Here is a 14737-nt window from a genome sequence, read left to right on the forward strand (position 1 = left end):
CGTGGCGGCGCCGACGACGGCCGCGTTACGAGATCGCGCTGCGCAGCTCCGCCACGTCCAGCTGCTCCGTCTCGTCGTGCGCGGTGAGGTCGATGACCTCGCCGACGGCGCGGTCCTCCGGCGCGTCCGGACGCTGCGCGGCCAGGACCTCCTCGCCCACCACGTCGGCCAGGTCCTCGTTCTGCACGGCCTCGATGGCGGCGCGCTCGGCCGCTGCGGGCACCGCCTTCTGCGTACCGAAGAAGTCGAAGCTGCCCTGCGGCACCGGATGGCGGCGGGACGCCGTGTACGGGACGACCGCGCTGGCGGCCGGAACCGGGCGCGGGGCGGGCGGCTGCGCGGCGGACCGGGTGGCGGGCAGGGCGGCCCGCGGCTCCTGTGCCTCCCGGGCGCGCTCCGCGGTCTCCCGGTGCCGCGCCGCGTCCTCGGCGATCCGGCGGGCCTTCTGGAGCGCCGCGTTGCGCGGGAGGTCGGCCAGCGCGCGGGCGGCGCGGGCGTAGGCGTCGGGCGTGGGGGTGGAGCGGGCGGGGGGCAGGGCGCGGGCGGGCGCGGACGCCTCGATCGCGAGCTGCCGCCGGCTCTCCAGGACGCTGGCGCGCTCGGTCTCCGCGTTGGCGTACCGCCGCAGCAGCGCGGCGTGTTCGCCGCGCAGACCGGCCAGTTCGACGCGCTTGCGGCGCAGCTTCGTCTCCAGGCGGGCGCGGATCTCCCGCGCCTCCTCCAGATCCGCTTCGAGCTCCGCCGCACGCTCCTCGGCGCGCCACTCGTCACTGGCGCGGGCGCGCGTCAGCTCGGCGACACGGCGGCCCGCCTCGCGGTCCCAGGCGCGCATGAGGACCGCGCCGGTGACGGCGGCCGCCGCGGCGGCCGCGACCAGCGCGCGCAGGGCCATGGGTTCGGTCAGCAGCCAGGCCCCCGCCGCACAGGCGACCGCCGCTCCGGCGACTGCCGAAGGCGGAAGGATTCTGTGCAGTGGTGGCGAATGGCGATGGCGTCCACGTGGCATGGCCCGAAATTTACCGTGTGCGCGGTGAACTTGGGGAGCCGCCCGGCAATCTGTGCCCGGCAAGTTACCCGGCGGCTCCCGCGCTCCGTTCTCCGAACGCCTTCGCTACTTCTTGATCAGCCCCTTCGACTGAAGATATTCACGGGCCACATCGGCCGGCTTGGCGCGCTCCGCGTCCACCTTGCGGTTCAGTTGTGCGAGGTCCTCGGTGGTGAGTGCGCCGGTGAGCTTGCCGAGCGCGTCGGCTATCTCCTGGTCGCCGGCGTCCTTCGCGTTCAGGACGGGCAGGACGTTGTCCGCGTTCTGGAGCTTCTTGTCGTCGTCCAGGAACACCAGGTCGTAGGTGTCGAGCACGGCGTCGGTGGTGGTGGTCAGGACGAGCTGGTCCTTGCCGTCCTTCACCGCCTGCTTGGACTGCGGGGTGCCGACGCCCTTGGGGTCGATTCCGGTGACGTCGATGCCGTACGTCTTCTTGAGCCCGGGTGCGCAGAAGGGCCGCACCTCGCACTCGTCGCCCGCCGCGACCTTGACGCCGATCTTCGCGGCGCCGAGATCGGAAAGCGTCTTCAGCTTGTGCTTGCCGGCGAATTCCTTGGTCACCGCGAACGCGTTCTGGTCGACGGCCTTCCCGGCCGGAAGGACCTTCAGTCCGCGCGGCTCGGCGAGCTTCTTCAGGGCGGCGACGGTGGCGGCGGTGTCTCCCGAGGCGACCGGCTTCGCCTCGGCGGCCTTCGCCCCGTTCACCTTCGCGTTGAGGAATTCCGCGATCGTCGCCGCGTATTCCGGAACGACGTCGATCTCGCCCTTCTCCAGGGAGGGTTCGTACAGTTCGCGGTTCTTCACGGTGGTGACCGAGGTGCTGTAACCGGCGTCCCCGAGGATCTGCGCGTACAGCTCGGCGAGCACCTTGGACTCGGTGAAGGCGGCGGCCCCGACGACGAGCGAGCCCTTCTTGCCGGAGTCCTGGCCTCCGGCCGGGGCGCCCTTGTCCTCCTCCAGGCTGTCCCCGCCGCACGCGGCGAGCGAGCCCGCGAGCGTGAGGATGCCGATGACGGCGCCGGCCACGCGTGAAGTCCTGGTCATGTTCTTCTCCGTCCACGGCGGCGAGGCCGTATGCGACAAGTGGTGAATGTGCGACATGGGTGACGAGTCGGGTGGACCGGGGCTCAGGCCGGCCGGCGGCGGCGCAGCGGGGACAGCAGGCGGTCGACGGCCACCAGGACCGCCTCCACCAGCAGGGCGAGCACGGCGACCATCAGGGCCCCCGCAACCACCTGCGCGGTGTCGTACGTGTTGAACCCGGCGGTGATGATGCGGCCGAGGCCGCCCTGCCCGACCATGGCCGCGATGGTCGCCGTCGCCACGACCTGGACGGCGGCCGACCGCAGCCCGGTCATGATCAGCGGGTACGCGAGGGGGAGTTCGACGCGCAGGAAGAGCTGGCCGCCCGACATGCCCATCCCGCGCGCCGCCTCCGCCACCGAGCGGTCCACCTCGGTCATCCCCACGTAGGCGTTGGTGAGCAGCGGCGGCACGGCGAACAGCACCAGGGCGATGATCGTCGGGAGGTACCCCGCGTTGCGCAGGGGCGAGACCATGAAGAGGGCCAGCACCGCGAAGACGGGCACCGCGCGCCCCACGTTGGCCAGGTTGACCGCGAGGGCGCCGCCCTTCCTGATGTGGCCCAGGTACAGCGCGAGGGGCAGGGCGACGGCGCAGGCCAGGGCGAGCGCGACACCGCTGACGTACAGGTGCTCGCTCAACCGGTGGGCGGCCCCGCTCTCCCCCGACCAGTGGGCACCGGTGGTGAGCCAGGTCCAGGCGTCCCCGAGAACTCCCATGTCAGACCGCCCCCGCCCGGGCCGTACCGTGCGCGGCGGCACGTATGCGCGTCCAGGGCGTCAGCAGCCGCTGGAGACCGAGCAGCAGCAGGTCCGCGACGACCGCGAGCAGCACGCAGAGCACCGAGGCGGCCAGCACCTGGGCCTTGAAGAAGCTCGGCAGCGCGTCCTCGATGAGATTGCCCAGGCCGCCCCGGCCGACGATCGAGCCGACCGTCGTCAACGCGATCGTGGACACCGTGGCGATCCGTATCCCCGCCATCAGCGCGGGCAGTGCGAGCGGCAGCTCCACCTCCCACAGCAGCCGGACCGGCCCGTACCCCATGCCGTGCGCGGCCTCCTTCGCCTCCTCGGGCACCGCTTCCAGGCCCGCCAGGATGTTGCGTACGAGGATGGTCAGCGAATACAGCACGAGCCCGGTGACCACCAGGGCGGCGGAGAGTCCGAACAGGGGCAGCAGGAGCGAGAACATCGCGAGCGACGGCACGGTGTAGAGCACCGTCGTCAGCCCGAGGACCGGTCCGGCGAACCGGCGGCCCCTGCGTGCGAGGAGTGCCAGCGGGAAGGCGACGGCCACACCGATCGCGACCGAGACGGCGGTGATCCAGATGTGCTGCACGGTGGCGTCCGTCAACTCCTGGCTGCGGGAGCGGAGATACTCCCCGCAGATCCAGTCGTTCGTCACCAGGCAGTTCCGTCCGGCCATCCGTCCCCCCACCTCCCGTTCGCCTTCTCGTACTGATGTCCGGCGAGCCTATCCTCGACCACTGACAAGCGCCGGAGCCGTTGTGTTCCAGCAACATGTCCTTCACACAACACCCGCGACAATGGGGAACCATGATCCGTTTCGAGCACGTCACCAAGCGGTATGCGGACGGCACCACCGCCGTCGACGGCCTTTCCTTCGAGGTCGCCGAGGGTGAACTGGTCACGCTCGTCGGACCGTCGGGCTGCGGCAAGACAACCACCATGAAGATGGTGAACCGGCTGATCGAACCGACCGAGGGCCGGATATTCCTCGACGGGGACGACATATCCGCCATCGATCCCGTCCAACTGCGCCGCCGCATCGGCTATGTGATCCAGCAAGTGGGCCTCTTCCCGCACAAGACGGTCCTGGAGAACACCGCCACCGTTCCCCATCTGCTCGGCTGGAAACGCCAAAAGGCGCGCGCCCGTGCCGCCGAACTCCTCGACCTTGTCGGACTCGATCCTTCCGTTTATGGCGACCGCTATCCCGAACAGCTCTCCGGCGGACAGCGCCAACGCGTCGGCGTCGCCCGGGCGCTGGCCGCCGACCCGCCGGTCCTGCTGATGGACGAGCCGTTCGGCGCGGTCGACCCTGTGGTGCGCGAGCACCTCCAGAACGAATTCCTGAGACTTCAGGAACAGGTCCGCAAAACCGTCCTGTTCGTCACCCACGACATCGAGGAAGCGGTCCGTCTCGGCGACCGCATCGCCGTCTACGGGCAGGGCTCGATCGAGCAGTTCGACACCCCCGCCACCGTGCTCGGCGCCCCCGCCACCGGCTATGTCGCGGACTTCGTCGGCGCCGACCGGGGCCTCAAGCGGCTCTCGGTCACCCCCGTCGAGGAGAGCGACCTCGACCACCCGCCCGTCGTCCACCTGGACGACCCGCTGTCCACCGCGACCGACCGCCTCCGCGCGGAGGGCGCCCGCTGGGCCGTCGTCCTGGACCGCGACGAGCACCTGCACGGCTGGATCCCCGCCGATGACGCGCGTACCGGCTCCAAGGGCGCCGTCCGCGACCACGCCCGCCGCATGGAGGCGTGGCTTCCCCTCGGCGCCCCGCTCAAACAGGCGTTCGCCACCATGCTCCAGCACGACGCCGGCTGGATCGCCGTCATCGACGAGGCGGGCGAGGGCCGCTTCCTGGGCGTGCTCACCCCGGCCCGCCTGCACGAGGCGCTGCGCCGCTCGGTCGGCGCGGACGGCCGCGCGGTCCCCCGCGCGGAGGTGACGGTCGAAAGCGTCACCGGAGTGGCGCAGGCGCCGGCGAGCTGAACCAGGGGCGCCCTCAGCTCTCGCTCAGCCGGCTGCTCAGCCACTCCAGCGCGGCCGGGATCTCCCGGCGCCAGGTGTTGAAGTTGTGCCCGCCGCTGTCCAGCACGATCGAGGACACCTGCGCCGGCTGCTTCACCTTGGCCACGAACCTCCGCGTGTCGGCGTAGTTCGCCTCACCCTGGCGGGAACTCGTCACCAGGAACGAGGAGTCCGGCTGCGGCCGGTTGTCCAGCGTCCACAGCAGGTCCGCGCGGTGCCGCGCCGCCTCGTCGCCGTGGAAGAGGTCGCCCGTCGTCGGGTCCTCGGCCGCCTTGTAGTACGCGGAGAGCCCCGCGCTCGCGGCGTACCGGCCCGGGTGGTGCAGCCCGATCTTCAACGCGCAGTAGCCGCCCGTCGAGTTGCCGATGATGCCCCAGTTGCGGGCCCGCTTCCCGACCCGGTACCCGGCCGACACCGCCCGGGGCACGTCGTCCGCGAAGAAGGTCTCCGTCTTCGGACCGCCCTCTATGTCCACGCACTCGGTGTCCCGGGGTGGCGCCACCGTCGGACGCAGCATCACCAGGACCATCGGCTGCGCCCGTCCGGCCTTCACCCGTTCGAGTGCGGTACGCGGATAGCGCAGCCCCTTGATCAGGTTCTCCGAGGTGCCCGGGTAGCCGGTCAGCACCACCACCGCGGGGAACTTCCGCCGCGCGAACGCCGGCTGGAAGTACTCCGGCGGCAGATACACGTACGCCGCACTCTCGATGCCCGAGTGCTTCCCCGCGATCACGACCTTGTCGATCCGGCCGCCCACCCTCGGCAGCGCCCCGCCCGGCACGTCCGGCCGCTGCGAGCCCACCCGGACGATGTTCTTCGCCGCCAGCGTCCCGGCCGCGTGGTCGGTGACCACGCCCAGCTCCTGCTTGCGGCCGAACAGGTCGGCCCACGAGCCGTAGAACAGGAAGCTGTTGTTGGCCAGCAGGCCGACCGTGGCGAACACCGCCACCTGGGTCGCGAGCAGCATGCCCACCCGGCCGAGCACGGCGGGAGCGCTGCGCCGGGCGAGCCTCGGCCAGCACCAGACGGTGACGGTGAACAGTACGACGGCCAGCGCGATCGCGAGGAACAGCACCGGCTTGCCCGTGAGGCCCATGACGGGTGAACTTTCTGTCAGGAAATTTCCGGGCAGCGGGTGAACCCGCGGCCCGGAAGGATCGTCCTAGAGGTCGCACATCGTCCGCAGGGCTCCGGCCGCCGGACTCCAGGAAATCTCTCGCGGAACCACGGGAAGCGATGTCTGTCACGCTAGATGGGGATAAATCAGGATCGGTTCCGGTTCGCGCACGCGCGTTCGCGCGCGGGCCCCGGCCGGAGTCCGTGCCCACGCTCGTCGGCACCGCGTGCACCGCCGTCGGGCTGATCGACGTCGCCGCCGGAGTCTTCCCGCGTTTCCGGCACAGCCGCATGCACACCCTCGCCGAAGTGCTCCCCGGAGCCCTCGGTCCGTTCGCCGCCGCGCTCTCGCTCAGCGCCGGCGTCCTGCTGCTCCTCCTGGCCCACGGCCTCAAACGGCACAAGCGCCGCGCCTGGCGCGCCGCCGTCGTCCTGCTCCCGGCGGGCGCCCTGGCCCAGTTCAGCTACCGGCACTCGGTCCTCGGCACCCTGGTCTCGCTGACGCTGTGCTACCTGCTCGTACGTCACCGGAGTGAGTTCGCCGCCCTGCCCGACCCGCGCAGCCGGTGGCGGGCCCTGGCCAACTTCGTCCTGCTCGGCGCCGGTTCGCTCGGCCTCGGCCTGGTCATCGTCAGCGCCCACCCCCGCCGCCTGATCGGCAGCCCCAGCATCGCCGACCGCCTCCAGCACGTGCTGTACGGCCTGGTCGGCTTCGAGGGGCCCGTGGACTACGCCGGGGACACCTCCTGGACCGTCGGCTGCTCGCTCGGCGCCCTCGGCCTGCTGACCGCCGTCACCACCATCTACCTGGCCTTCCGCCCCGAACACCCGGCCGCCCGGCTCACCGAGGACGACGAGGCCCGGCTGCGCGCCCTGCTGGAACGGCACGGCGGGCGCGACTCGCTCGGCCACTTCGCGCTCCGCCGCGACAAGGCCGTGGTCTTCTCGCCCAGCGGCAAGGCCGCCGTCTGCTACCGCGTGGTCTCCGGCGTGATGCTCGCCAGCGGCGACCCGATCGGTGACGTGGAGGCATGGCCCGGGGCCATCGAGCGCTTCATGGACGAGGCCCGGGCGCACTCCTGGGCCCCCGCCGTCATGGGGTGCGGCGAGACCGGCGGCGAGGTCTGGACCCGCGAGACCGGACTCACCGCCCTGGAACTGGGCGACGAGGCGGTGGTGGACGTCGCGGATTTCTCCCTCGCCGGGCGCGCGATGCGCAACGTACGCCAGATGGTGAAGCGCATTGAGCGTGGTGGCTACGAGACCCGCGTCCGGCGCGTGGCCGACATCGGCGAGGCCGAACTCGCCCGCATCCGCCGGGCCGCCGCCGACTGGCGCGGCACCGACACCGAACGCGGCTTCTCCATGGCGCTCGGCCGGATCGGTGACGCCGCCGACCGGGACTGCTTCGTCGCCACCGCCCACAAGGCGGACGAGGACGGCGCCGACTCCCCGTACGGCGACCTGAAGGCCGTGCTCCACTTCGTGCCCTGGGGCACCGACGGCATGTCCCTCGACCTCATGCGCCGCGACCGCTCCGCCGACCCCGGCATGAACGAGCTCCTGATCGTCGCATCCCTCCAGGCCGCGCCCCGGCTCGGCGTCAGCCGCGTCTCGCTGAACTTCGCGATGTTCCGCTCCGCGCTCGCCCGGGGCGAGAAGCTGGGCGCGGGGCCCGTCCTGCGGGTCTGGCGCGGGCTGCTGATCTTCCTCTCCCGCTGGTTCCAGATCGAGTCGCTGTACAAGTTCAACGCCAAGTTCCGGCCGCGCTGGGAGCCTCGCTTCGTGGTCTACCGCACCGCCCGCGACCTGCCCCGCATCTCCTTCGCGGCGATGCAGGCCGAGGGCTTCGTCCACCTCGCGCTCCCCCGCCCCCTGCGGTCCGCCCCCCGCCGCCCCTGCGCCCACGCCCGGCCCCCGGCGGGCGGGCAGGACGCCCGTACGGCGTAGGGCCGTCCCGTACGGGCCTACGCTGGTCATATGAGTACGTTGCGCGGGACGGTCCAGGGGCTGCCGGAGTGGGACCGCTGCGCGGTCATGGGGGTCGTCAACGTGACCCCCGACTCCTTCTCCGACGGGGGCCGCTGGTTCGACACCACGACGGCCGTCAAGCACGGCCTCGACCTGGTCGCCGAGGGCGCCGACCTCGTGGACGTCGGCGGCGAGTCCACCCGCCCCGGCGCCAGCCGGGTGGACGAGTCCGAGGAGCTGCGCCGGGTGGTCCCGGTCGTCCGGGGCCTGGCGGCGGAGGGCGTCACGGTCTCCGTCGACACCATGCGCGCCCGCGTCGCCGAGCAGGCGATCGCCGCCGGCGCGGTCCTCGTCAACGACGTCAGCGGCGGCCAGGCCGACCCGGACATGGTCCCCGTGGTCGCCGCCGCGGGCGCGCCGTTCGTCGTCATGCACTGGCGCGGCTTCAGCGAGTCGATGAACAGCCGGGCGGTGTACGAGGACGTGGTCGGCGAGGTCACCGACGAGCTGCGCGCCCGGATGGACGCGGTGGTCGCCGGCGGCATCGCCCCGGAACGCCTCGTGATCGACCCCGGGCTCGGCTTCGCCAAGGACGCCCCGCACGACCTGGCGCTGCTGGCCGGGCTGGACGCGCTGCACGCCCTCGGCCGCCCCCTGCTGGTCGCCGCGTCCCGCAAGCGGTTCCTGGGCCACGTCCTGGCCCGCGAGGGCGCCGCCCCGCCGCCCGCCCGCGAGCGCGACGCCGCCACCGCCGCCGTCTCCGCCCTCTCCGCCCGGGCCGGCGCCTGGGCGGTCCGCGTCCACGAGGTGCGGGCCACCGCCGACGCCGTCCGGGTCGCCCGCGCCATCGAGGGAGCCGCGTGACCGGGCCGGGCGACGAGGTGACCGGGCCGGGCGACGAGGTGAGCGGGCCGGGCGACGAGCACGCGGACGCCGCCGCCGACATCGCGGCCGTCGAGCAGGCCAACACCGCGTACTACGAGGCGGTGGAGCGCGGCGACCTGGACGCGCTGACCGCCGCCTGGCTGCCGGACGAGGAGCTGACGGTCTCCTGCGTCCACCCGGGCTGGCCGGTGCTCAGCGGGCGGCGCGAGGTGCTGCGCAGCTACGCGCTGATCATGGCGAACACCGAGTACATCCAGTTCTTCCTGACCGACGTCGGTGTCTCCATGACCGGAGACACCGCGCTGGTGACCTGCACCGAGAACATCCTCAGCGGCGGCCCCGCCGAGGAGGGGTCCTCGCTCGGCCCCCTCGTCGGGCAGCTCGTCGTCGCCACGAATGTGTTCCGGCACACGCCGGACGGCTGGAAGCTCTGGTCGCACCACGGTTCGCCCGTACTGGCCGAAACCGGCGAGGAAGAGGACGAAGACCCCTCGCCCTGAGCCGCCCCGCCCCTTTTGCGGGCACGAAAGCCTGCCCCGGGTGATTGGACCCGGCCGCATCGGGGTATCAGCGGCTATCTGTTCCGTGCCCGCAGGCCAGGCCCCACGGGGGAGGGCTGTCGGTGCTCGCAGGTAGATTCGAAATCGGGCACCCGGCCGCCCGCACGCGGCCCCGTGCCCCTACGACCAACGACAGCAGGAGTGATTCGCGTGGATCGTGTCGCGCTGCGCGGCCTCAAGGCCCGCGGGCACCATGGCGTCTTCCCCCGGGAACGGGAAGAGGGACAGACGTTCATCGTGGACCTGGTGCTCGGCCTCGACACCCGCCCCGCGGCAGCCACGGACGACCTGACGAAGACCGTGCACTACGGCGTGGTCGCGGAGGAGGTCGTCGCGGTGGTCCAGGGCGAGCCGGTCGACCTGATCGAGACGCTCGCCGAGCGCATCGCCCAGCAGTGCCTCAAGCACGACGGCGTCGAGGAGGTGGAGGTCGTGGTGCACAAGCCGGACGCGCCCATCACCGTCCCGTTCGACGACGTCACCATCACCATCACCCGGAGCCGAGCATGACTGCATTTTCCACCGAAGGGCAGAGCGACCCGACCGTACAGCCGGTGCCCGCCTCCGTGGTCGAGCAGGTGGACGCGGCGGACATCACCCTCTCCAACCCCAAACTCGCCGTGCTCTCCCTCGGGGCCAACCTGGGCAACCGCTTGGAGACGCTCCAGGGCGCCATCGACGCCCTGGAGGACACGCCCGGCCTCCGGGTCAAGGCGGTCTCCCCGGTGTACGAAACGGAGCCCTGGGGCGTCGACCCGGGCTCCCAGCCCTCGTACTTCAACGCGGTGATCGTCGTGAAGACGACGCTGCCCCCGTCCTCGCTCCTGGAGCGCGGCCAGGCCATCGAGGAAGCCTTCGAGCGGGTCCGCGAGGAGCGCTGGGGCCCGCGCACCATCGACGTCGACATCGTCTCGTACGCGGATGTCGTCTCCGACGACCCCGTGCTCACCCTCCCCCACCCCCGGGCCCGTGAGCGCGCCTTCGTCCTCGCCCCCTGGTACGACGTGGACCCCGAGGCCCAGCTGCCCGGCGCGGGCCCGGTCGCCGAGCTGCTGACCGGTCTCGGGCGCGACGGCGTGCTTCCCCGGGCCGACCTGGAACTCCGGCTGCCCGAGTAGTCGTTAGGCTCACAGGACACAGCACGACGATCACGACGGTCACATGCGGCGAAGGGCGGCTCACCCGGTGAAGCAACTACGGCTCGGGGTCCTGGCCGGCCTCTTCGCCGCCGCCGGAGTCCTGTCCTGGGGCGCCGCCCGCCTCTGGGACTCCCTGGGCACACTGCCGAGCGTCCCGCTCTTCGCGCCCATCGTCCTCGCGCTGATCGCCGTCGTCCTGCTGGCCACGGCGCTGTCCATCCGCGCCCGTCTGCGCGCCCAGCGCGAACGCCGCCCCGGCGCCAAGGGCGTCGAGCCCCTGATGGCCGCCCGCGCCCTGGTCTTCGCCCAGGCGAGCGCCCTGGTCGTCGCCCTGGTCTCCGGCATGTACGGCGGCACGGCCGTCTTCCTGCTCGGCTCCCTGGACAACCCGCCCCGCCGCGACCAGGCCGTCTACGCCGGCTTCGCGGTCCTGGCCGGCATCGCGGTCATCGCCGCCGCCCTCTTCCTGGAACACGTCTGCAAGCTCCCGGACGACAAGGACGACAACAAGCCGGACGCGGCGGCGGCGTAGGGCCGACGCCGGTCCGGCTCGTGGACAGGCCGGAGGCGGGGTCAGCGCGCCATGATGAGGCTCATGGCCTCGGCGCGCGTCGCGGGGTCGCGCAGCTGCCCACGGACCGCGGAGGTCAGCGTCTTCGCCCCGGGCTTGCGGATTCCGCGCATCGACATGCACATGTGCTCGCACTCGATGACGACGATGACGCCGCGCGGCTCCAGGATCTCCATCAGCGACTCGGCGATCTGCGTGGTCAGCCGCTCCTGCACCTGCGGCCGCCGGGCGTAGACGTCCACCAGCCGGGCCAGCTTCGACAGACCGGTGATCTTGCCGCTGGTGGCCGGAATGTACCCGACGTGCGCCACCCCGCGGAACGGGACCAGATGATGTTCACACGTACTGAACACCTCGATGTCCTTGACCAGCACCATTTCGTCGTGGCCCAGGTCGAACGTGGTCGTCAGGACGTCCTCGGGCCGCTGGTACAGGCCGGCGAATATCTCCTTGTACGCCCGCGCCACCCGCCCCGGCGTCTCCTTCAGGCCCTCGCGGTCGGGGTCCTCGCCCACGGCCAGCAGCAGCTCCCGGACGGCAGCCTCGGCACGCTTCTCGTCGAACTCGCCGATCGGCCCCTGGGGGTCCAGCGTCACCGGGTCGGTCATGTGTGCCTCGTTCCTTGAGCTGTCGCTGCGGGGGCATCCGCGCAGGTGTACGGAGAAAGCCGCGCCCCCGACAGGCTAGAACCTGGGGGGCGCGGCTTCCATTCCGGGCCTGGCGGGAACCCCGTGACGGGGGACACACCGGGACGGTGACTAGCTCTCGGGACGGTCCTCGGGGAGGGCCTCCGTGCTCGGGACGGTGTCCGTGACCGAGCCGGCGGCCGTGCTCGCGCCGTTGGTGAGCGCGAGCTCCTTCGGGGAGAGGACCGGCGGACGGGTGGACGGGGTGCGCCGGGCGGAGCCGGTCCACGCGGGGCGGGCCGGGCGCTTGACGATCGGGGCGAAGATCTCGGCGATCTCCTCCTTGCCCAGGGTCTCCTTCTCCAGGAGGCGGAGGACCAGGGTGTCCAGCACGTCGCGGTTCTCGACGAGGATCTCCCACGCGTCGTTGTGGGCGGTCTCGATGAGCTTCTTGACCTCTTCGTCCACCAGCGCGGCGACCTCTTCCGAGTAGTCGCGCTGGTGGCCCATCTCGCGGCCCACGAACGGTTCGGTGTTGTCGCCGCCGAACTTGATCGCGCCGAGCCGCTCGGTCATGCCGTACTGCGTGACCATCGCGCGGGCCGTCGCCGTGGCCTTCTCGATGTCGTTCGCGGCGCCGGTGGTCGGGTCGTGGAAGACCAGCTCCTCGGCCGCGCGCCCGCCCAGCATGTACGCGAGCTGGTCGAGCATCTCGTTGCGCGTCGTGGAGTACTTGTCCTCCTCCGGGAGCACCATCGTGTAACCGAGGGCGCGGCCGCGGGAGAGAATCGTGATCTTGTGGACCGGGTCCGACTGGGGCGAGGCCGCCGCGACCAGGGCGTGTCCGCCCTCGTGGTACGCGGTGATCTTCTTCTCCTTCTCGGACATGATCCGGGTCCGCTTCTGCGGGCCGGCCACGACGCGGTCGATGGCTTCGTCCAGCATGGCGTTGTCGATGAGCTTCTGGTTGCCGCGCGCCGTCAGGAGCGCCGCCTCGTTCAGCACGTTCGACAGGTCGGCACCGGTGAAGCCGGGCGTGCGGCGGGCGACGGCGCCGAGGTCGACGTCCGGGGCGACCGGCTTGCCCTTCTGGTGGACCTTGAGGATCTCCAGGCGGCCCTGCATGTCCGGCCGGTCGACCGCGATCTGCCGGTCGAAACGGCCCGGGCGCAGCAGCGCCGGGTCGAGGATGTCCGGGCGGTTCGTGGCGGCGATCAGGATGACGCCGCCCTTCACGTCGAAGCCGTCCATCTCCACGAGCAGCTGGTTGAGCGTCTGCTCGCGCTCGTCGTGACCGCCGCCCATGCCGGCGCCGCGGTGGCGGCCGACGGCGTCGATCTCGTCCACGAAGACGATCGCCGGGGCGTTCGCCTTGGCCTGCTCGAAGAGGTCGCGGACCCGGGAGGCACCGACACCGACGAACATCTCCACGAAGTCGGAGCCGGAGATCGAGTAGAACGGGACGCCCGCCTCGCCCGCGACGGCGCGCGCGAGCAGGGTCTTGCCCGTACCGGGAGGCCCGTAGAGCAGGACGCCCTTGGGGATCTTGGCGCCGACGGCCTGGAACTTGGCCGGCTCCTGGAGGAACTCCTTGATCTCCTGGAGTTCCTCGACCGCCTCGTCCGAACCCGCCACGTCGGCGAACGTCGTCTTCGGGGTGTCCTTGGTGATCAGCTTGGCCTTGGACTTGCCGAACTGCATGACCTTGGAGCCGCCGCCCTGCATCTGATTCATCAGGAACAGGAAGACGACCACGATGAGGACGAACGGCAGCAGCGAGAAGAGGATCGAGACGAACGGGGACTGCTTCGAGGGCGAGACGGTGTACCCGTCCTTGATGTCGCCGCTCTCGTACTTCTTCTGGAGCATGTCGGCGAGCTGGACGCCCTGGTTGCCGATGTAGCTCGCCTGGAACTTGCTGCCGGACTCGTCGGCCAGCTTCTGGCCGTCCTTCAGTTCGATCTTGATGATGTGATCGTCACCGGTGGTGAGCTTGGCCTGGTCCACCTGGTTCTTGCTGATCGCCTGGATCACCTGTCCGGTGTCCACCGTCTTGTAGCCGCCGCCCGAGCCGACGACATTCATCAACACGACCACGGCGAGGACGGCCAGCACGATCCACATGACCGGCCCACGGAAGTATCGCTTCACGTCCATCCATACGAGGCGAAGACGCCCCGTCCCTCCTGCCCGTAGGTAAATGCTGCTGTGAGTAAAGACTGTTCTTCGGACGGTACCCCAGCATGGTCACCGGCGTCCGCCTCGGACGTCCGGCAATCGCGCCTCGAAGGCTCAACGGCGGGCGGCCCTTGAGGGTTCCCGGCGGGCCCGGCGACGGGTCCGCGGGCCCTCAGCCTCCGTATACGTGCGGGGCGAGGGTCCCGACGAAGGGGAGGTTGCGGTACTTCTCCGCGTAGTCCAGTCCGTAACCGACGACGAACTCGTTGGGAATGTCGAAGCCGACCCACTTGCAGTCGAGCGCGACCTTGGCCGCGTCCGGCTTGCGCAGCAGGGTGCAGATCTCCAGCGAGGCGGGCTCGCGCGAGCCCAGGTTCGACATCAGCCAGGACAGCGTCAGGCCGGAGTCGATGATGTCCTCGACGATCAGGACGTGCTTGCCCTTGATGTCGGTGTCCAGGTCCTTGAGGATCCGTACGACGCCGGAGGACTGGGTGCCGGCTCCGTACGAGGAGACGGCCATCCAGTCCATGGTGACGGGGGTGGACAGCGCGCGCGCCAGGTCCGCCATGACCATGACGGCGCCCTTGAGGACCCCGACGAGGAGCAGGTCCTTGCCGGCGTACTCCGCGTCGATCTTCGCGGCCAGCTCCACGAGCTTCGCGTCGATCTCTTCCTTGGTGAGGAGCACCGACTGGAGGTCGGTGCCCATGTCCTTCTCGTTCACCCGCGTCTCTTTCTGTGCCTGCCGGGTCCGGGGTGGAGCCCCGGGCCCGCACG

The 14737-nt window shown here is 71.2% G+C and carries 15 protein-coding genes; 7 read left to right on the forward strand and 8 right to left on the reverse strand.

All coding sequences use genetic code 11. The features are described from left to right. Positions 1 to 25: 25 nt before the first annotated feature. From ACLQ2N_RS13355 to ACLQ2N_RS13370, 4 genes are all read right to left on the reverse strand, one after another. Positions 26 to 1006 (reverse strand): hypothetical protein, encoded by a 981-nt coding sequence (locus tag ACLQ2N_RS13355; protein WP_425812446.1) that lies wholly within the window; start codon positions 1004 to 1006, stop codon positions 26 to 28. A gap of 105 nt (positions 1007 to 1111) precedes the next feature. Beyond that, a complete protein-coding gene (locus ACLQ2N_RS13360) occupies positions 1112 to 2089 on the reverse strand; it encodes an ABC transporter substrate-binding protein (RefSeq protein WP_425812448.1) in 978 nt (325 codons plus the stop codon). An 83-nt stretch (positions 2090 to 2172) separates the two neighbouring features. Then, positions 2173 to 2847, reverse strand: a complete 675-nt coding sequence (locus ACLQ2N_RS13365; protein WP_425812450.1) for an ABC transporter permease — start codon at positions 2845 to 2847, stop codon at positions 2173 to 2175. 1 nt (position 2848) lies between these two features. Beyond that, the gene (locus ACLQ2N_RS13370) at positions 2849 to 3553 is read right to left on the reverse strand and encodes an ABC transporter permease (RefSeq protein ID WP_425812452.1); all 705 of its coding nucleotides are present in this window, start codon (positions 3551 to 3553) and stop codon (positions 2849 to 2851) included. Positions 3554 to 3684: 131 nt separating this feature from the next. Here ACLQ2N_RS13370 and ACLQ2N_RS13375 point away from each other — a divergent pair, with 131 nt between their 5' ends. Further along, complete coding sequence (locus ACLQ2N_RS13375) at positions 3685 to 4872, forward strand: ABC transporter ATP-binding protein (RefSeq protein WP_425812454.1); 1188 nt, start codon at positions 3685 to 3687, stop codon at positions 4870 to 4872. A gap of 13 nt (positions 4873 to 4885) precedes the next feature. Here ACLQ2N_RS13375 and ACLQ2N_RS13380 read toward each other — a convergent pair whose 3' ends face one another. Beyond that, a complete protein-coding gene (locus ACLQ2N_RS13380; RefSeq protein ID WP_425812456.1) occupies positions 4886 to 6007 on the reverse strand; it encodes an alpha/beta hydrolase in 1122 nt (373 codons plus the stop codon). Positions 6008 to 6147: 140 nt separating this feature from the next. On the opposite strand from ACLQ2N_RS13380, the gene ACLQ2N_RS13385 reads away from it, so the two are divergent. From ACLQ2N_RS13385 to ACLQ2N_RS13410, 6 genes are all read left to right on the forward strand, one after another. After that, the gene (locus ACLQ2N_RS13385) at positions 6148 to 7977 is read left to right on the forward strand and encodes a phosphatidylglycerol lysyltransferase domain-containing protein (protein WP_425812458.1); all 1830 of its coding nucleotides are present in this window, start codon (positions 6148 to 6150) and stop codon (positions 7975 to 7977) included. Between the two features lie 87 nt (positions 7978 to 8064). Next, entirely contained in the window at positions 8065 to 8862 is a 798-nt protein-coding gene (gene folP / locus ACLQ2N_RS13390; RefSeq protein ID WP_425813196.1) for a dihydropteroate synthase, read from the forward strand. 38 nt (positions 8863 to 8900) lie between these two features. Continuing rightward, positions 8901 to 9383, forward strand: coding sequence for a nuclear transport factor 2 family protein (locus ACLQ2N_RS13395; RefSeq protein WP_425813198.1), 483 nt, complete (start codon positions 8901 to 8903; stop codon positions 9381 to 9383). Positions 9384 to 9593: 210 nt separating this feature from the next. Continuing rightward, entirely contained in the window at positions 9594 to 9953 is a 360-nt protein-coding gene (folB, locus tag ACLQ2N_RS13400; protein WP_073966343.1) for a dihydroneopterin aldolase, read from the forward strand. Next, the gene (gene folK, locus ACLQ2N_RS13405; protein ID WP_425812460.1) at positions 9950 to 10561 is read left to right on the forward strand and encodes a 2-amino-4-hydroxy-6-hydroxymethyldihydropteridine diphosphokinase; all 612 of its coding nucleotides are present in this window, start codon (positions 9950 to 9952) and stop codon (positions 10559 to 10561) included. The genes folB and folK overlap by 4 nt, the downstream gene beginning before the upstream one ends. A gap of 67 nt (positions 10562 to 10628) precedes the next feature. After that, positions 10629 to 11114 (forward strand): DUF3180 domain-containing protein, encoded by a 486-nt coding sequence (locus ACLQ2N_RS13410; protein WP_425812462.1) that lies wholly within the window; start codon positions 10629 to 10631, stop codon positions 11112 to 11114. A 41-nt stretch (positions 11115 to 11155) separates the two neighbouring features. On the opposite strand, the gene folE is transcribed toward ACLQ2N_RS13410, so the two are convergent. From folE to hpt, 3 genes are all read right to left on the reverse strand, one after another. Further along, entirely contained in the window at positions 11156 to 11761 is a 606-nt protein-coding gene (folE, locus tag ACLQ2N_RS13415; protein ID WP_425812464.1) for a GTP cyclohydrolase I FolE, read from the reverse strand. Positions 11762 to 11911: 150 nt separating this feature from the next. Continuing rightward, a complete protein-coding gene (gene ftsH, locus ACLQ2N_RS13420) occupies positions 11912 to 13936 on the reverse strand; it encodes an ATP-dependent zinc metalloprotease FtsH (protein WP_425812466.1) in 2025 nt (674 codons plus the stop codon). 193 nt (positions 13937 to 14129) lie between these two features. Beyond that, positions 14130 to 14669 (reverse strand): hypoxanthine phosphoribosyltransferase, encoded by a 540-nt coding sequence (gene hpt, locus ACLQ2N_RS13425; protein ID WP_037777945.1) that lies wholly within the window; start codon positions 14667 to 14669, stop codon positions 14130 to 14132. Positions 14670 to 14737 lie beyond the last annotated feature (68 nt).

The organism is Streptomyces sp. DT224 (genome assembly GCF_049844595.1).
Taxonomy (GTDB): Bacteria; Actinomycetota; Actinomycetes; order Streptomycetales; family Streptomycetaceae; genus Streptomyces.